We start from the raw sequence: 18,329 nt of genomic DNA on the forward strand, positions 1-18,329 counted from the left end.
GCTCCCACATTTGATTTGCTGTGTTTCTGAAATTTTCATGCCTGCCACCACCGCTCAATCAACCGCAACCCATCCAGCTCGCCATACGGTGCCGTCAGCGGCCCATGACTCACGCGGTTCGAGCGCGCCGCCACGGAGCTGGCGAACAGCGGCACAATTGCGCCGCCGTCATCGCGACACAGGGCCTGCATTTCGTTGTACATCTCTTGGCGCAGCGGCGCGTTCATCTCGCCACGGGCGGCGGTGAGCAGTTGGTTGAAGCGTGGGTTGTCCCAATGGGTTTCGTTCCAGGCCGCGCCCTTGGCATAGCCGATGCTGAACATGCGGTCGGCGGTCAGGCTGCTGTACCAGAACGAGGTGGTGAACGGCTGCTTCATCCACACATTGGAGAAGAACCCGTCGGCCGGTTCGCGCACCACGTCGATGTCGATGCCGGCCTGACGCGCCTGCTCCTTGAACAGCACCGAGGCGTCCACCGCGCCGGTGTAGGCCGCATCGGAGGCTTGCAGGCGCACCTTGAGTGACTCCACACCGGCTTTGCGCAGATAAAAGCGTGACTTGTCCGGGTCGTAAGCGCGCTGCTCCAGCGCCGCGTTGATAAAACGGCTGCCGGGCTGGATCGGGTGATCGTTGCCGACCAGGCCATAGCCATGCAGCACCGAGGCCAGCAAGGTTTCGCGGTTGATTGCGTGTTTCATCGCCATGCGAATGTCGTTGTTCTTGAACTCATTGCTGTCGCACAGCATCGGGAAGGTGTAGTGCTGGGCGCCCTTGGTTTCTTCAATCACAAGGCTCGGGTTGCGCTTGAGCAAGGCCACGGTTTTCAGGTCGACCTTGTTGATCACATCCACTTGCCCGGTCACCAGCGCATTGACCCGCGCCGCGCCGTCGGCGATGGCCAGCAGTTCTGCGCTGGCGAAGTGCGCGCGGCCGGGTTTCCAATAATCGGGGTTGCGTTCCAGATCCATGCGCACGCCCGGCTCGAAGCTTTTCAGGCGGTAACCGCTGGTGCCCACGCCGGCCTGCCAATCGGCGGCGCCGTCCTTGGCGGGCATGATCACCAAATGGTAATCGGCGACTACATAGGCGAAGTCGGCGTTGCCGGAATGCAGCTCGAACACCACCGCGCCATTGCCCTTGGCGCTGACACTGGCGACGTCGCCGAGCACGGTCTTGGCCGCTGAGGTGGAGTCTTTGCTCAAGTGATGGTTGATCGACGCCACCACATCGTCGGCGCTGAGGCTTTTGCCGTTGTGGAAGGTCACGCCCTGGCGCAAGTGAAAGGTCCACACCCGCGCATCCGCGGTGGACTCAAAGCGTTCGGCCAGTTCCGGGATCGCGCTGCCATCCACGGCGATTTCAGTCAACGTGTTGTACACCGCCGAGAAGCCGACGAAGGTAAAGGTGTCGACCCAGGAACCGGGGTCGCGCGAATCGGTGGTGCTGCCGCCGGCCAGGCCCAGGCGCAGCACGCCGCCAGCTTTGGGTGTGGCCTCTTCGGCAAACGCGTGCAGCGGCAGGCCCATGGAAAACGCCGCCGCCACCGCACCCGTCACGGCGCTGTGTTTGAGGAAGTCCCGTCGGTGCATTGCTTGAGTCATTTTGTTGTTGTTTTCGCTCATGGTCTTGCTCCTCTAAAGGTCAACAGGCACAGGCATGTTTCAGCTCGATCAAGGTCACGCCATTGCGTTTGAAACCGTTGCGCAAGTCCGTCTGCAACTCATCCAGGTTTTTGGGCTGGTTCACGGTGCAGCCGAACGCCTGGGCGAACAGCGCAAAGTCCGGGTTACGTGGCAGCACGCCGATCGGCTCGATATCCAGGCTGAGCATGTCGTCGCGGATCTGGCCGAGGGCGTCGTTGTTCCACAGCAGCACCACCAACGGGCTCTCCAGCTCTTCGACGGCGGTGGCCAGTTCCTGGGCGGTGTAGAGGAAGCCACCGTCGCCCACCAGCACCAGCCCCGGACGCAGCGGCGCGCCGAACTTGGCGCCAATGCCGGCAGGCAAGCCATAGCCCAAGGTGCCGTAGCCGGTGGGGTGCAGCCAACTGCGCGGAGCGCGACTGCGGTAGGCGTAGTTGCCGGTGTAGGCCAGTTGGGTCATGTCGCTGCTGATAAACGCGTTGGCGGGCAGCTCGGCCTCGATGCGGTCAAGAATGGCTTGGTGAATGGACTGCAAAGGGCCATGCCCCAGCTCGACTGCCTCAAGTAATGTCGCGACCTGCTGGCGTGCGGCATCGGCATTACGCGGTGCCGGCGGCAGACGCTCGAGCAAGGCCAGCAAGGTCTGTTGGGCATCGCCTTTGAGCGCCACGGCGCAAGGGTAGAAATCGTTGAATTTGCGCGGGTCGATATCGATGCGCAGCACTTCGCCGGCGATGGGCAAGCGCTCGCGCCAGTAATCGGTGTCGGCCATTTCCGTGCCGACGGCCAGCACCACATCCGCCTCACTGATCAGTTGCCAGCCGGGCTCCACGCACAAGGTGGCACCGGCATTCAGCGGGTCATTGGTCGCCAGCAAACCCTTGCCAGCAACACTGCTGAAAAACGGCGCCGCCAATAGCGTGGTCAAGCGTTGCAACGCCTCACCCGCCGCCAGCGCGCCGCCACCGGCAATGATCATGGGTCGCTTGGCCGCCGCGAGCTTGGCCACGGCCTGCTCCAGCACCTCGGCCGAGGGCAGGCCGCGCCCTGGGCGGCGCACGACTTCATGGCTCCAGTCACGTTTGATCGGCGCTGCCAACACATCCAGCGGCACTGAAATATGCACCGGCCGTGGCCGCTCGCTGTCGAACACCGCATAAGCGCGGGCGATCAATTCGGGCAAATCCTCGGCACTCAAGGCTACCGCCGAAAACGCGGTAATGGGCGCTGTGATTGCGCGCTGGTCCTGGGTTTCGTGCAGGCTGCCCCAGCCTTTGCCGAGGCTGGCGGTGGGGTTGACGCTGGAGATCACCAGCATCGGGATCGAGTCGGCGTAGGCCTGGCCAATCGAGGTAGCGGCGTTGGTCACGCCAGGCCCGGTGATCACAAAACACACGCCCGGTTTGCCGCTGACCCGTGCATAGCCGTCGGCCATAAAACCGGCGCCCTGCTCGTGGCGCGTCAGCACATGGCGAATGCCGCTGCCGGGCAAGCCGCGATACAGCTCCAGGGTATGTACGCCGGGAATGCCGAACACGGTGTCGACGCCATAGTTGGCCAGCAACCGCACCAGGGCCTGGCCGCCGGTCAGGGTCTTATCTTGCATGTTCATCTCCTAGGCGAATCAATGCATCCACCGCCAGCGTGCCGTGGGCACTGACCAGCAATGGGTTCACATCCAGCTCCAGCAACTGCCCGGCGTTGGCGCAGGCGTAATCGGCCACAGCGCGAATGGCCGCCACCAGCGCATCCATATCCGCCACTTCACGGCCGCGAAAACCTTGCAGCAAGGCCGCACTGCGCAGGCTGAGCACGGCGTTGCGAATCGCCTCATCGGTGGTCGGCAGCAGCAGGCTGCGGCTGTCTTTGAGCAACTCCACGAGGATGCCACCGGCGCCAATCACCAGGGCGAGGCCGAAGTCGTTTTCACGCTTGATGCCCACGATCAACTCGGCCAAGGGCTTGGTAGCCATGGCCTCCAGCAGTAATTGATCGAAGACCACGCCCGGCGCATACGCAGCGATTTGCCCGCGCATTTGCACAATCGCGGCGGTCAGGGCGAAGCCATCCTGCAGGTTCAGCGCTACGGCCCCGGCTTCGGTTTTATGCGGCAGGTCGGCGCTGACGGCCTTGAGCACCAGCGGGTAGCCCAACAGTTTGGCGTCGGCGATGGCGCGCCCTGGTGTGCTCAGAACCGCCGCAGGCGTGCTCAAGCCAAAGGCGCGCAAGGCCTGTTTGGACGCCCATTCATCCAGCGCCAGGCCTTGGCCCGCGAGAGGCTGAGGGCACAGCGGAGCAAGGATCGACTCGCCCCGTTCCAGCAACACCCGACGATGGTTTTGATAGTCGGCAATCCGCCCCCAGGCAGCAAGTGCATCTTCCACGCCTTGCAGCGCGGCAATGCCGTGGGCATGCAAGCGTTCGCGGGCATGGGCCGGCAGTAATTCGGGAAAGGCCGAGGTGACAAAACCGGTTTTGCCGTGGCGGCTGAGCACAGCGCAGAACAGCTCCAGCAACAGGTCGCACTCCTTGCGCTCGCCGGTAAACTCAGCCGGGTAATCCAGCACCAGCATCGCCGCATCGGCGTCGGTGCGCAGGGCCGTCTCGAGCATGCGCTCGAGCGCTTCACGGTCGCCCCAGATGGCGGTGGTAAAGTCCAATGGGTTGACCAGGTTGGCGTAGCTGGGCAGCACCTGCGCCAGCTCGGCACGTTGGCCTTGGTCGAGTGTCGGCAAGGCCAGCTGGTTGCGCTCGGCGTAGTCGGCAATCAGCCCCGCGTCGCCACCGGAACAGGCCAGTGCGATCAGGCGATTACCGGCCGGCAGATTGCCGCAGGCCGCGGCTTTCAAGGTTTCGACAAAGCTCACCGGTCCGCTCACGCGGATCACGCCCAGCCGCGCAAACAGGCTGTCGTAGAGGGCATCGGAACCGGACAGCGAACTGGTGTGACTCAAGGCCAACTCGGCGCCGATCTGCGACACGCCGGTTTTCAGCGCGATAATCGGAATGCCTTTTTCCAGCGCCTTGTGCGCCGCGCGGGCAAACCCCGGCACATTCTTCAAGCCTTCCAGGTGCAGGCCGATAGCGGTCACACGCGGCTCATCGAGCAGCACATCCATCAACTCGGCAACCCCCAACTGTGCCTGGTTGCCCACCGACGCCATATAGGCAATGGGCAGCGAGCGATCGCTCATCGACAGGTTGTAGGCGAAGTTGCCGCTCTGGGTGAGCACCGCTACGCCCTTCTCTACCGCCTTGCCGCCATGGGCCACCGGCCACAGCGCGGCGCTGTGCAAGTAGTCCAACAGGCCGTAGCAGTTGGGGCCGAGCAAGGCCATGTCGCCCGCCGCTGAAGTAAGCTGCTGTTGCAAGGCCGCACCAGTGGCGCCGGTTTCGGCAAACCCGGAGGCGTAACAAATGGCGCCGCCAGTGCCGATGGCGGCGAGTTCGGCCACACAGGCCAAGGTCAGCTCACGGTTAGTCGCGATAAACACCGCATCCGGGCCGCACGGTAAATCGGCAACCCGACGTACACACGGGATGCCGTCGAGGCTGTCATGCTGCGGGTTGACCAGCCACATTTGCCCGGCAAAACCGCCGTCGGCGCAGCGCTTGAGGGCACGGGCCATGCTGCGCCCGCCGACAAAAGCCAAGTGCCGAGGCGCCAGCAGACGCTTGAGGTTGTCGCGAATAGCCTGGGACATAAGCGTTCTCCGCGCCGATCAGCGCAACAACGGCCGCAATAGCTCACGGGCAATAATGTGCCGCTGGATTTCCGAGGTGCCTTCCCAGATCCGTTCGATCCGTGCGTTACGCCAGATGCGCTCCACCGGCCCTTCATCCATCAAGCCCATGCCGCCGAAGATTTGCACGGCTTCATCGGCCACCTTGCCCAGGGTTTCACTGGCAAACAGCTTGGCCATGCCGGCCTCACCGTCGGTCATGCTGCCCTGGTCCATCTTCCAGGCGGTGTGCAGGGTCAAAAGCTCGGCGGCGCGAATCTGCGTGGCCATGTCGGCCAGCTTGAAACTCACGCCCTGATAGGTGCCGATGGGCTGGCCGAACTGCTTGCGGTCCGCCGCCCATTGCAGCGATACATCCAGCGCACGCTGGGCCTGGCCGACGCAGTTGGCAGCAACCATCACCCGGCCAGCGGTAAGCCAGGCGTTGGCGACTTCCCAACCCTTACCGACTTCGCCGAGCACTTTGGAGGCGGGCACGCGGCAGTCATCGAAGAACATTTCATAGGTGTGATAACCGCGGTTGCTCACACACTTGGGGCCACGGCGGATGGTCATGCCGGGCGTGCCGCGATCGACCAGGAATGAGGTCACCGCATTGCGCTGGCGGCCGTTGTGTTCGTAGGTGTCGGTCACGGCAAACACGATGGCAAAATCGGCGTGGCCAGCGTGGCTGATAAAATGCTTGCTGCCGTTGATGACGAAGTCATCGCCGCTGCGCACGGCGCGGGTCTTGATCGCATTGGCATCGGAGCCGGCGCCGGGTTCGGTCAGCGCGAAACAGTCGATTTTCTTGCCTTGCACGCACGGCAACAGGTAGTCCTCGACCTGCGCGCCGGTGCAGGCCATGAGGATCTTCGACGGGCGCGCGACAAACACATGCAGCGCCCACGAGACTTTGGACAACTCACGCTCGATCAGCGCCTGGGACAGGTAATCCAGGCCACCACCGCCCACCTCTTCGGGCATGTTGAAGGCATAGAAACCTGCAGCGACAGCCTTGTCGCGAATCTGCGCGGCAAGCTCGGGCGACACCGCGTCGGCGCGGTCCACCGCGTCCTCATGGGGCAGCAATTCCTTGGCAACAAAGCTGCGTACCGCGTCCACCAACATGTCTTGTTCTTGGCTGAGTTGGAAATTCATGGCGCTACCTGTGTGGGCTTATTGACCGGAGAAAACCGGCAGGCGTTTTTCCATCGAGGCACGCAGCGCTTCGGCACCGTCGTCGCTGCGCCCGCACAACAGCCCGGCGGCCAGTTCAGCCTCAAGCTGTTCAGGCAGACTGCGCCCGGCGCCTTCGCGGATCAGGGTTTTGGTCTGGGCGAAGGCGAAGGTCGGGCCGTTGGCCAGGCGCGTGGCCAGCTCGCTTGCGTGGGCCTGCAGTTGCGCATCGGCGACCACTTCGCCCACCAACCCGGTGGCCAGCGCGCGCTCGGCGCTCCACAGCTCATCGAGGAACAGCAGGCGCTTGGCTTGCTCGCTGCCGATCAAGCGCGGCAAGTGCCAACTGGCGCCAGCATCCGGCGAATACGCCATGCTGGTGTAGCCGGCCTTGAAGCGCGCCGATTGGGCCGCGATGCGCAGGTCGCAGCACAGGCTCAGGTCCATGCCCGCGCCGACGGCGGTGCCGTTGATCGCGGCAATCGTGGGTTTGTCGAGGGTGTGCAGGCAGGTCATCAGGGCGTGGGCGGTTTCGGTCCAGCCGTAGGTTTCCAGCGCGCCACGGGACTCGGCGTCGGCCCATTCAGCCAGGTCGGCACCGGCGCAAAAACTGCGGCCGCTGCCGGTGAGCACCACCACGCGGACACTGGGGTCGGTGTTGAAGTTATCGAGCAAGGCATGCAGGTATTTGAGGGTCGGGATGTCCAGTGCGTTGCGCTGCGGGCCACGGTTGAGCGTGATCCAGGCAACGCCAGCTTGCACCTCAGTGAGCACGGGCGAATCAGTAGTCATGGCTTCCTCGAATTATTTTAATTGGCGTGAGGGGTGCGACATGGCGAGATACTAAACGAGCGTTCAGCAAGGAGGCAATCGGCAAACTGCAAATATTTTCAGGACGAAAAAAAACGCCCGAATAGAGCGTTCAGGCGCTGAAGGGAAGGTTCAGGCTTTGAGCTGATAGCGCGCGCGACCGCCGCCTTGCAGGCCGTCGACCCAGGCTTCGCAGATCTGGATGCCCTGCTGCGGCGTGAACGTGCCGGGGTTGAGCCCCGACTCCAGCCACAACCCATCGAGCAACGCGCTCAAGCCGATGGCGGCCAGATCAGCATCGAATTGCTCCCAGCCTTCCTCCCTGGCCATGTCCGCCAACGCCGAACGCATGATGGTGCGGTACTCGCCATAGGAATGCTCGTGGGCCTGGTTGATCGCCGGCGCGGTCTTGACCGCGCCCCAGAACACCAGCCAGGCGTCCAGCAGTTGCGGGTCGAGCAGTTCCGCCGAAAAGGAGCCTCGAAACAGCGCCGACAAACGCTCACGCGGCTGCGGCGACGCCTTGGCCATGGTCTCGCGCAACAGGCTCATGACTTGGGCGGTGATGGTGCGATAGGCCTCGGCCACCAACTCGTCCTTGCCCGAATAGTGATGGCTGATCAGCCCGACCGACACCCCGGCCTCGGCGCTGATCTTGCGGATCGAAGCGCCCTGGAAGCCATCGCGCTTGAGACACGTCAGCGTCGCCTGGACCAGGTTGGCCTTGCGCAATTGCGGCTCCATGCGGGAGAAACGCGATTCCTGGGTCATGGGGCGGTGTCCTTCGGTTGAGTCGGCTGCACGACTCTACCTCAGTCGCGGTAACCGGGCGACACCCGATCCAGCATCCGCAGCAACGCCGCCCATGCCAGTTGCATGGCATTCACATCGGTCAGCTCGCCCGCCTCCAACGCTCGGTTGGGGTTATTGAATTGCTGCTCGGTGTAAGCGCAGACCTCAGCCGGCGGCAGGATCAGCTTGCCGCAGGCCTGGGCGGCGATCTGAATATCGCAGGCCTTGTCCAGGTAATACATGCGCAGAAACGCCTCGCTGACCGTCGCGCCGACCGTCAACAAACCGTGGTTGCGCAACATCAGCACCGGCTTGTCGCCCAGGTCCTGCACCAGCCGGCGTTGCTCGTCCATATCCAGGGCGATGCCTTCGTAGTTGTGGTAAGCCACCTTGCCGTAGAACTCCATCGAGATCTGGTTGACCGGCAACAAACCGCACTCCAGCGCCGCCACCGCACAGCCGGCGCGAGTGTGGGTATGCAGCACGCACTGGGCGTCTTCGCGGGCGCCATGGATGGCGCTGTGAATAACAAAACCGGCCGGGTTGACGGCATAAGGAGAGGGTTCGATCGCCTGCCCGTCCAGGCCGATCTTGACCAGGTTGGAGGCGCTGATTTCGTCGAACATCAGCCCATAAGGGTTGATCAGAAAGTGATGTTCCGGCCCGGGAATACGCACCGAAATATGCGTGAAGATCAGATCGCTCATGCGGTAGTGCGCGATCAATCGATAGCAGGCCGCGAGTTCTTCGCGCAGTTGCTGCTCGGTGGAGTGAGTCATTTTTATTCTCCAGGCACGGGGTTGGTGAGGGCGACGCTAAGCCAGTGACCAGTAAAAAAACAAGTTGATTTTTTACTGGTGCTCGCCGCTTACTAGAAAAATAACAATAACAGCGCCTGGAGTATCCGCACCATGTCGCACCCTGCCTTCGTGCACCTGTTCGAGCCCTTGGTACTGCGCGGCAAGCGCCTGAAAAACCGCATCATGTCCAGCGGGCATGACACCTCGATGCCGACTGACAACCGGGTCAATGCGCAGTTGATCGCCTATCACCGTGCGCGCGCCGAAGGCGGTGTGGGGCTGATTGTGCTGCAGGTGGCGGGCGTGCATGACAGCGCGCGGTACACCTCCCACGTGCTGATGGCCACCGACGATGCCTGCATCGACGGCTACCGCGAGCTGGCCGACATTTGCCATGCTCAGGGCACCGTGGTGCTGTCGCAAATCTTCCATCCGGGGCGCGAGATCATGGAGTCGGCAGACGGGTTGCTGGCGGTGGCGTACTCAGCGTCGGCGATGCCCAATGAGCGGTTCCGGGTGATGCCACGGGCGCTTGACCCGGCGATGATCGATGAGATCGTCAGCGGTTACGCGGCGGCGGCCAGGCGCTTGCATCAGGCGGGAATTGATGGCGTGGAAGTGGTCGCCAGCCACGGTTACCTGCCCGCGCAGTTTCTCAACCCGCGAGTTAACCGGCGCAGCGATGACTACAACGGTACGCTTGAACAGCGCCTGAGATTCCTGCGGGAAATTATTGCCGCCGTGCGGGCCGCGACCGACGCGCACTTCATCATCGGCCTGCGTATTTCTGCCGATGAGCGCGACAGCGAAGGCCTCACCGAAAGCGAGTCCCTTGAGGCGGTAAAAAGCCTGCAAGCGCAATTGGACTATGTGCATATCGTCGCCGGTACCTCGGCGTCCACAGGCGGCGCGGTGCATATCGTGCCGCCCATGGCCATCGCCGCCGCGTACCTGGCCGATGCGGCCGCGACGTTCAAGGCCAGCCTGTCGATTCCATTGTTTGTCACCGGACGGATCAACCAGCCCCAGGAGGCCGAGTTGATCCTGGCGCGCGGCCAGGCCGATGTGTGCGGCATGACCCGCGCGCTGATCTGCGACCCGCTGATGCCAGCCAAGGCCCTCGAAGGCCGCGCCGACGATGTGCGTGCGTGTATCGCCTGCAATCAGGCCTGTATCGGGCACTTTCACAAGGGCTTGCCAATCTCCTGCATTCAGCACCCCGAGACGGGCCGCGAGCTGCACTTCGGTAAGCTGCAACCGACGTTGAAGCGCCGCCGCATCATGGTGGTCGGCGGTGGCCCGGCCGGTATGAAAGCCGCTGCCGTTGCGGCGCAACGCGGTCACGACGTGACCCTGTTTGAAGCCAGCGCACAGCTGGGCGGGCAAGTGTTATTGGCGCAGTTGCTGCCACGGCGCAGCGAATTCGGCGGCGCCAGCACCAACCTGCAACGGGAGATGACGCTGGCAGGCGTGCGTGTGGTGCGCAACACCCATGTCGGCCGCGCCCTGGTGGTGCAGGAGCAACCCGACCACGTCATCATCGCCACCGGCGCCGAACCCTATTGGCCGGCATTCGAGCAAGGCGGCGAGCTGCAAGTAGTCGATGCCTGGCAGGTGTTGCGCAATCAGGTCACATTGGGGCGCTCGGTGGTGGTGGTCGACTGGCGCTGCGACTGGATCGGCCCCGGCATCGCCGAGCGTCTGGTGCGCGCCGGCCACCACGTACAACTGGCGGTCAATGGCACGCACTGCGGGGAAAACCTGCCGCTGTATGTACGCGATCAACTGGCGGGCGAGCTGCACCGCCTGGGCATTCCCATCATCCCTTATGCCCGCCTCTATGGCTGCGACGACAGCACGGTTTACCTGCAACACAGTGCCAGCGGCGAACCGATGCTGCTGGAGAATATCAACAGCCTGGTGTTGTGCCAGGGCCACCAGTCGGTGGACACTCTGGGCGCGGAGCTGGCGGGGCTGGTGCCATTTGAGCGCATCGGCGACTGCCTGGCGCCGCGCACCGCCGAAGAGGCGATCTACGAAGGGCTCAAGGCAGCGTGGAAACTTTGAACCACGAACCGCCGCCACTGTTCCTCGGTACGCGCATTCGCGGCCTGCGCAAGGCGCGCGGCCTGACGCTGACCGAGCTGGCGCAACTGAGTAAACTGACCGCCGGCTATCTCAGCCAGTTGGAGCGCAACCTGGCGTACCCATCGATCCCGGCGCTGTTCAATATCGCCCGCAGCCTGGGCGTGACTATCCAGTGGTTTTTCGCCAGCGAGGCCGCCCCTGCCCCAGCAGATGAAGGCTATGTGGTACGCAAAAACAATCGTCAAAGCATCCGTTATGAAGATGGCATCGTCGACCAACTGCTGACGCCGTTGCCCAACCACCAACTTGAGATGCTGCACGCCTGCTTTCCACCCGGCGCCTACAGCCAGCAAAGCTACAGCCATGAAGGCGAAGAAGCAGGCTATGTGTTGAGCGGCACGTTTGAGCTGTGGGTCGGTGAGCGGCATTTCCTGCTGGCTGCAGGTGACAGTTTCAGCTTTGCCAGCAGCGAGCCGCACCGGTATGGCAACCCGGGCAAGGTGAATACAAGGGTGATCTGGGTGATTACACCGCCAACATTTTAGGCTGCTGGCGCAAATGCAGACGTTTCCTACGGGAACCGACGACAGTGGCGCGGCTTGCCATCAGTGGTGAAGGGCCCTGTCGCTTGCTATAAAAATGGCTACTTCTTTTCGAGGTTGTCGCCATGTCTTTATTGAATTTGTTGTTTGGGAAACCGACTCAGGATGATTGGGATCGAGTAAGGGATGTCAAATCCCGTAAAACCTGGAAGCTCGTACGTGGAGGCATTGGCCTGGACATCGATGAGGTTATCGCCTCAGAGGGTTACAAGGATGCGGTGCGCCAGGTACAAAAAATGGAGTCCGATCATTCATGGGCCTGCTGATCATTGTGCCGTTACTGGTCAGTGGCTATCTGGTCTGCCTCAGGCACCCGTTTTTCTACTTGCGCCTGCACCGTTTCCAGGGACAACTGCTTTACCTGCAGGTAGCAAGACTCGGAATGCTCTGCCTGATCGTTGCCACATTTTTAAGTGCTGCCCTGCTGACGTTGTCAAAACAAACGGCCTTTATCGCAGGGCATGAAGTTGCGGCGGACTACAGCCAAAAACTGGGTACGCTATTGGTACAACTCGACATTGCCAATGAGAAAAACTGCACGCTTTGGGTTTTCATGTTGCAGGCGGGTATGACCGCTCTGGCGATTCCCTTTTTCTGGGCAAGGCTTTATGTACGCATGAAGAAGAGAATGCTGAAGCTGGAAACCGACACGCAGCTCTACCACGTGCTTTCGCTGGGTATTCTTGAGGGCACGCCATTCAAGCTTTTATTGAGAGAATCCATCGTCAAGTGCGTGCCGTGCATGTTCAGTTTGAGCGACAGGAAGGTCTATGTCGGGATTGTATTGTTCGCAGGCACCCCCACGGAGTCCGAAGGCGTTGGCCAGGGGTTCAGCCTGGTGCCCATACTCAGTGGTTATCGGGACAAGGACACATTGGAGGTCACGCTCCACACTCACTACTCCCCTATAAACCTCCCCAGGCCAATTCTGCTGGCTCAGGAAAACGTCGTGTCGGCCACTCGCTTTGACTTCACCACATGGGCCCGTTCCCAGTCCCGCAGAAGCCGAAAGGCGCAGCAGGGGCAGTTCCATCACCACCGCCCTGCGCGCCCGGTAGAAGCCTCGCGCATCTGCGCATGAGGCTGAATATCACGGCCACTTGAACATATCGTCCACCGGCACACGGTAGCCGGTAGCCAGGCGGTTGGTCTCGTTGGCCATGCCGACCACGGCCTGCAACTCGCCAAACATCTCGTCGGTCATGCCGGCCTTGCGTGCGGCGGCGGTGTGGGAAGCAATGCAGTACGGGCAGTTGTTGGTCACACTGACCGCCACATAGAGCAGCTCCTTGGTCAACGGGTCGAGTGCTCCCGGTGCCATGATTTCCTTGAGGCTTTCCCAGGTGCGGCGCAACGTCGGCGGGTGGGCGGCCAGGCATTTCCAGAAGTTGTTCACCTGATCGACCTTGCGTGTTTGCATGATGTCGTCGTAAATCGCACGCACTTCAGGGCTGGCGTCGGCGTATTCGGTGAGGTGTTGGGTCATGGTCATTCCAAGGCTGGCATAGAGCACTCTGGAATACCGCGCCGCGCCTACTGTTGGCAAGTGAAGCCTGCAAGCGAGAACCACAGGCTTAGGGCTTGGGGTATTCGTGACGTGTGGTCAAGAGTCCTTTTCGCAATCGACGGTTTTTCCGAGTGAACGACGGGCGGATACTCGACTCCATTGTTCACACCCTCTCTGGAGTTACTGATGTCTATCCCCACCCAAAACGTCCCCGCCTTCGGCCTCGGCACCTTCCGCCTGCAAGGCCAGGTGGTGATCGACTCCGTGAGCACCGGCCTGGAGCTGGGCTACCGCGTCATCGACACCGCACAGATCTACGAAAACGAAGCCGAAGTCGGCCAAGCCATTGCCGCCAGCGGCGTAGCGCGTGATGAGCTGTTTATCACCAGCAAGATCTGGATCGCCAATTTCGCCGAAGGCCAGTTGATCCCGAGCCTGCGCGAAAGCCTGCGCAAACTCAAAACCGACTACCTCGACCTGACATTGATCCACTGGCCATCGCCGGAAGACCAGGTGCCGGTCGCTGAATTCATGGGCCAGCTGCTGGAAGCCAAGCGCCTGGGCCTGACCCGTCAAATCGGTATTTCCAACTTCACCATCGACCTGATGAAGCAGGCAATCGCTGCGGTGGGGGCCGAGAACATCGCCACCAACCAGATCGAGCTGCACCCCTACCTGCAAAACCAGAAGGTCGTGGATTTCGCCACCGCCCATGGCATCCAGATCACCTCGTACATGACCCTGGCCTACGGCGAAGTGCTCAAAGACCCGGTGATCCAGCAGATCGCCGAGCGCCATCAAGCCACACCGGCGCAGGTCACGCTGGCCTGGGCCATGCAGTTGGGTTACGCGGTGATCCCGTCGTCGACCAAACGCGCCAACCTGCAAAGCAATCTCAAGGCCCTGCAACTGACCTTGAGCACCGCCGATATGGCGCAGATTGCCGCCCTGGAGCGTGGCCATCGTTTGACCAGCCCAAAAGGCATCGCTCCGAAGTGGGACTAAACCCCGGCCAGCGGTTTGCGCGATAACTCCCGCAACCATGGCAACACCCGCAGGCCCGCCGTGGCCTCGGGTGGGTCGATGATGTCCATGAAGTGTTCGAGGTTGATGTTGTCCGGTACGCCCGGCAACCGCACCAGCACCCCAGGCTTTGTGCCAGATGGCTTGCCCAGGTCCTGATGGTCATAAAGCAGCACATGCCGCGCCTGTGGCTGCGGCCCGCAGGCCTGCGCCGCCAGCCCCGCATTCATGATCAGCACGTCGAAGGGCTCGGCCGGGATAGCGGTCAGTATCTGGACTTCTTGGTAGGTTTGCACCGGCACGATCCGGTGGTAACCCAACCGATTAAGCATTTTTTCGATGTGCAGTCGTTGCAGGTGTTGTTCATCGGCAATCAGGATAGTCAGTGCTTTGTTCGGCATGGCGAACCCCTGGGCTGGCAGCGCTCGTCAGTGAGCCTGGTCCATTTTCCAGACATATGCCGAAGACAAAATCAGGCATGTTCCCCCTTCATGTAGGAGTTCTCCCAAATCCACCGAATGCCCCTCAACTGCCGTCAAGCCTGCTTGTAATATTCACCCATGTGCTGATGCAAATCACCAATCGCCACGTCTATCGCCATAACTGCGGCGGCCAATGCGCTGCGCTCCTGGCGTTCACACACCGCTTCCAGCGTTTCGCAGCTGGCGATCAATGCCTGGGCCTTGACCATGCGTGCCCCTCCTTTGACGCGGTGTGCAAGGTCGTGCAGCTCACCAAAACGGTGCTGGCGTTGCAGCGACGCCAGCATCGCGCGGTCCACCTCCAGGCTGTCGAGCAAGGCGCTCAGCAGCTCCTTGAGCGCCGCGCGATCATCCCCCGTCACCACGATCAACGCCTTCAAATCAAACCCCGGCTCAGCGGTGGTTGAACCCGCGCTGAGCGCATAGGCACCCAGCGCCGAGCGCAAATCCTCAAGCCCGGCGGGCTTGAACAGGCAGCCATCCATGCCCGCCTGCCGGCAGCGCTCGGTTTCTTCCGGCTGGGCATTGGCGGTAAACCCCAGCAGCAGGCAGGCGGGCAAACCTTGCTCACGCTCTTGCGCGCGGATCTCACGCGCCAAGGCATAGCCATCCTTGAGGGGCATATTGCAATCGGTGATAACCACATCAGGCCGGTGGGTTTGCCAGCATTCAAGGCCTTGGGCACCGTCTTTGGCGGTGATAATGCGATGCCCCAGGAAGTTCAGTTGCCGGGCCAGCAGCAGGCGATTGGCCGGGTAGTCATCCACCACCAGGATGTCCAGTACTCGGGTGGGCTGGGTGGGGGCCGGCGTGGCCGAACCTTCGTCCAGTACTGCTGCCGTCCTGGCCAGCGTCAGTGCCACGTCCACGCGCGTCCCCTGCCCCAACGCACTGCTCAATTGCAGCTTGCCCGCCATCATTTCACACAGTGTGCGGCTGATCACCAGCCCCAGGCCCGACCCGCTGCGCGCCGATTGCTCAGTATTGCTGCCCTGGATAAAGGGGTTGAACAGCCGCTGCTGATCTTCAGCGCTGATGCCGATGCCAGTGTCTTCTACCCACAAACTGAGGTTCAACTGGCTGGGATCCACTCCCAGCCCACAGCGCCCGCCCATACGTACCTGGCCCTGATGGGTAAACTTGATGGCATTGCTCAGCAGGTTGGACACCACCTGTTTGAATCGCAACGGGTCGATCAACACCGCGCAATCCATCTGCGGGTCAAGCTCCACCTGCAGTGCCAGGCCCTTCGCCCGCGCCAGCCCTTCGAATACCCGCGCCACCGACGTCAACAATTCATGGGGGTTGGCGGGCTCCAGGGCCAAAGACAGATGGCCGGACTCGATTCGGGCGATATCCAGAATATCGCCGATCAACTCCAGCATGCCGTGGGAGGCCACCGAGGCTACTTCCAGGGCATCGCGGTCGGCACGCCCCTGTTCGGCATTGGCCAACGCCAGTTCTATCATGCCGATCACCGCATTCATGGGGGTGCGAATTTCGTGGCTCATGGTCGCCAGGAACGTGGTCTTGGCACGGTTGGCGGCGTCGGCGTCTTCCTTGGCCTCCTGCAACTGACCCAACAGCCGCTGGCGCTCGCTCACATCGACCCAACCGGCAATCATGCCAACGACATTTTCGTCGCCGTCACGGTACGGCAGCATCCAATGGTAGATGGTCAACACCTTGCCCGCGGGCAACCTGAGTACCCGATCATGAATCTGCGGCTCGCCCCGCTCCATCAGCCGCAAGTAATCCTCGTGGAAAGACTGGGCCTGCGGCGGGTTGCCGGTATCGGTTTCGATGACCGTCTTGCCGATCACTGCTTCCAGCTTGAAGCCAAAGACATCCAGGTAAGCACTGTTGCACGCCATCAGCCGGCCCTGGCGATCACGCACGTAGATTGGGTGCGGCGTACCGTCGATCAGCACGCCCATAAAGCGCATCTGGTCGCTCAACGCCCGTTCGGCCTGAGCCCGCTTACGGATCAGGCTGCGCAGGTAAATCGCCCATCCCAGGGTAATCAGCAGCAATATCACCGCCAGGCCGAACCCTTGGATAATCGCACTGCGGTGGCGTAGCCAATGGTCTTCGATGATGACATCGGTGCGCCATTGGCTGACCAGCTCATCCATTTCCTGAGGCGGGATGCTCAGCAACGCCTTGTCCAGTATCGAGTACAGCTCCAACTGACCCCGGTTGACCCCGAACGTCATACGCACGGGTTCAGAGCCGACGGTGCTGCTCACTTGCAAACGGTCGCGGTACTCAAAGGCGATCAGGTAGCGCGCATAGATCAATGAACTGACGGCACCCTCGGCGCTGCCGTTAGCCACCAGCGCCATGGCATCCGTAGGGTTCTTCGCCTCAACGAAGTGGATACCGGGATAGTCACGGTTGATGATCTCACGCAGTGCGTTGCCGCTGGGCAGCGCCAGACGCTTGCCCAGCATATTCTCCAAAGTCATGGTGCCAGGATCGTCGCTGCGGGTGACCAGCACCAGCGGATTGGTCAGATACGGCCGTGTAAAGCGCACCTGATCAGAACCCTCGATGCTGGGGGAAACCACCGCCATCATGTCCGCCCTGCCGGAACGGACCGTCTCGATTTGCTGGGGCATCGAGCCGCCTGGGACTACATCGAACTTCAAGCCGGTGCGCAGGCTGATCCGGGTCAGAACGTCGGCACTCAAACCCTCTGATCGCCCCTGCGCGGTGAAGGATGCCAACGGCAGCATCTGGTCGGACGCCACCACCCTGACACGCGGGTGTTTCTCCAGCCAGCGTTGCTCGCTGGTACTCAGGTGCAGCCGTTCGGCCCCCAGAAAACCAAGGTTGCCAGCACTCCAACGACGCAATATATCCAGCTGCTGGTTACCCGGAATCGACCTCAGCGCGCTGTTGATTATGCGCAGCATGCGGATGTTGTCGCGGGCCACCGCAAACGCGAACGCGTTGGACTCCAAGGTGGAAAAATCCGCCAGTTGTACATTATTGAGGTGGTTGCGGTTGATCTGATAGTGGGCGCTGATGGCATCGCCGAGGTAGACATCGGCGCGACCGAAGGCCACGGCGCCGATGGCTTCGAAAACCGACGCAAACAGCTCCACATGGGCCTTGGGGTAAAAAGCCTCGACCACATCGGGCGGCATATAGTGATAAAGCATCGCCACACGCTTGCCGGCCAGGTCGACACTCAGGGATTGGGTGTCACCGGTGCGAGTGACCAGCACCGGCTGATCATTGGCATAGGAACGCGACAGGACCAGTTGTGGGTCCCCGGCTTCAAACCCGTTGGCCGAACCGAGGAAGTCGATGGCGCCGTGTTTGAGCGCCTCGATCACCTCATCACGGGTGTCATAGCGGCGCACTTCAACGCTGACATTCAGCGCCTGGGCGAGCAGCTTTGCATAGTCGGCCGTCACGCCCTCCAGTTCGTCGTTGTTGTTGGTCAGTTCGAAAGGCCCGTAATCCGGCGCGGAAACCCCCATCAACAGAGTGCGCCGCTCACGCAGCCAGTGCCAGTCAGCTTCGCCCAGCACCACGGGCGGGCTATTCCCATCGAGGCTTGCATGCCCCAACAACCGTAAGGTGTGAGGCTCATCAAGGGCGATGGCGAACATCGGCAGCAGGCTCATCGACAACGCCATGATCAACCACCGAACCTGGGTAAGGATCATA

Annotated in this window: 15 protein-coding genes; 5 read left to right on the forward strand and 10 right to left on the reverse strand. The window is 61.8% G+C overall.

Annotated features, from left to right (window positions below; all coding sequences use genetic code 11):
- Positions 1–35: 35 nt before the first annotated feature.
- The 7 genes from FFI16_RS15635 to FFI16_RS15665 all read right to left on the reverse strand — a co-directional run bounded on the left by FFI16_RS15635 (position 36) and on the right by FFI16_RS15665 (position 8,925).
- Positions 36–1,622 carry an ABC transporter substrate-binding protein gene (locus FFI16_RS15635; protein ID WP_138815540.1) on the reverse strand — a complete coding sequence of 529 codons (1,587 nt, stop codon included), beginning with the start codon at positions 1,620–1,622 and terminating at the stop codon, positions 36–38.
- Between the two features lie 19 nt (positions 1,623–1,641).
- Positions 1,642–3,249, reverse strand: coding sequence for a 5-guanidino-2-oxopentanoate decarboxylase (locus tag FFI16_RS15640; RefSeq protein WP_138815539.1), 1,608 nt, complete (start codon positions 3,247–3,249; stop codon positions 1,642–1,644).
- A complete protein-coding gene (locus FFI16_RS15645) occupies positions 3,239–5,347 on the reverse strand; it encodes an acetate--CoA ligase family protein (protein ID WP_138815538.1) in 2,109 nt (702 codons plus the stop codon). Before FFI16_RS15645 ends, FFI16_RS15640 begins: the two co-directional genes overlap by 11 nt.
- A gap of 18 nt (positions 5,348–5,365) precedes the next feature.
- Complete coding sequence (locus tag FFI16_RS15650; protein ID WP_138815537.1) at positions 5,366–6,526, reverse strand: acyl-CoA dehydrogenase family protein; 1,161 nt, start codon at positions 6,524–6,526, stop codon at positions 5,366–5,368.
- A gap of 18 nt (positions 6,527–6,544) precedes the next feature.
- On the reverse strand, positions 6,545–7,336 hold the full coding sequence (locus FFI16_RS15655) for an enoyl-CoA hydratase/isomerase family protein (protein ID WP_138815536.1): 792 nt from the start codon (positions 7,334–7,336) through the stop codon (positions 6,545–6,547).
- A 150-nt stretch (positions 7,337–7,486) separates the two neighbouring features.
- Positions 7,487–8,125, reverse strand: a complete 639-nt coding sequence (betI, locus tag FFI16_RS15660; protein ID WP_138815535.1) for a transcriptional regulator BetI — start codon at positions 8,123–8,125, stop codon at positions 7,487–7,489.
- 41 nt (positions 8,126–8,166) lie between these two features.
- A complete protein-coding gene (locus FFI16_RS15665; RefSeq protein WP_138815534.1) occupies positions 8,167–8,925 on the reverse strand; it encodes a class II aldolase/adducin family protein in 759 nt (252 codons plus the stop codon).
- A 132-nt stretch (positions 8,926–9,057) separates the two neighbouring features.
- On the opposite strand from FFI16_RS15665, the gene FFI16_RS15670 reads away from it, so the two are divergent.
- The 4 genes from FFI16_RS15670 (at position 9,058) to FFI16_RS15685 (ending at position 12,717) form a co-directional block, all read left to right on the forward strand.
- Entirely contained in the window at positions 9,058–11,013 is a 1,956-nt protein-coding gene (locus FFI16_RS15670) for an FAD-dependent oxidoreductase (protein ID WP_138815533.1), read from the forward strand.
- Positions 11,001–11,579: a cupin domain-containing protein gene (locus tag FFI16_RS15675; RefSeq protein WP_138815532.1), complete on the forward strand. Its 579-nt coding sequence runs from the start codon at positions 11,001–11,003 to the stop codon at positions 11,577–11,579. The genes FFI16_RS15670 and FFI16_RS15675 overlap by 13 nt, the downstream gene beginning before the upstream one ends.
- Positions 11,580–11,701: 122 nt before the next feature.
- Positions 11,702–11,902 (forward strand): hypothetical protein, encoded by a 201-nt coding sequence (locus FFI16_RS15680; RefSeq protein ID WP_138815531.1) that lies wholly within the window; start codon positions 11,702–11,704, stop codon positions 11,900–11,902.
- Complete coding sequence (locus FFI16_RS15685) at positions 11,890–12,717, forward strand: hypothetical protein (protein ID WP_138815530.1); 828 nt, start codon at positions 11,890–11,892, stop codon at positions 12,715–12,717. The genes FFI16_RS15680 and FFI16_RS15685 overlap by 13 nt, the downstream gene beginning before the upstream one ends.
- Positions 12,718–12,726: 9 nt before the next feature.
- Here the strand turns inward: FFI16_RS15685 and FFI16_RS15690 are convergent, their stop codons facing one another.
- Entirely contained in the window at positions 12,727–13,122 is a 396-nt protein-coding gene (locus FFI16_RS15690; RefSeq protein WP_178112686.1) for a carboxymuconolactone decarboxylase family protein, read from the reverse strand.
- Between the two features lie 207 nt (positions 13,123–13,329).
- On the opposite strand from FFI16_RS15690, the gene dkgB reads away from it, so the two are divergent.
- A complete protein-coding gene (gene dkgB / locus FFI16_RS15695; protein ID WP_138815528.1) occupies positions 13,330–14,148 on the forward strand; it encodes a 2,5-didehydrogluconate reductase DkgB in 819 nt (272 codons plus the stop codon).
- Here dkgB and FFI16_RS15700 read toward each other — a convergent pair.
- On the reverse strand, positions 14,145–14,567 hold the full coding sequence (locus FFI16_RS15700) for a chemotaxis protein CheY (RefSeq protein ID WP_138815527.1): 423 nt from the start codon (positions 14,565–14,567) through the stop codon (positions 14,145–14,147). The genes dkgB and FFI16_RS15700 overlap by 4 nt on opposite strands.
- 134 nt (positions 14,568–14,701) lie before the next feature.
- Positions 14,702–18,328 (reverse strand): transporter substrate-binding domain-containing protein, encoded by a 3,627-nt coding sequence (locus FFI16_RS15705; RefSeq protein WP_138815526.1) that lies wholly within the window; start codon positions 18,326–18,328, stop codon positions 14,702–14,704.
- Position 18,329 lies beyond the last annotated feature (1 nt).

This window comes from Pseudomonas sp. KBS0710, from assembly GCF_005938045.2.
Taxonomy (GTDB): domain Bacteria; phylum Pseudomonadota; class Gammaproteobacteria; order Pseudomonadales; family Pseudomonadaceae; genus Aquipseudomonas.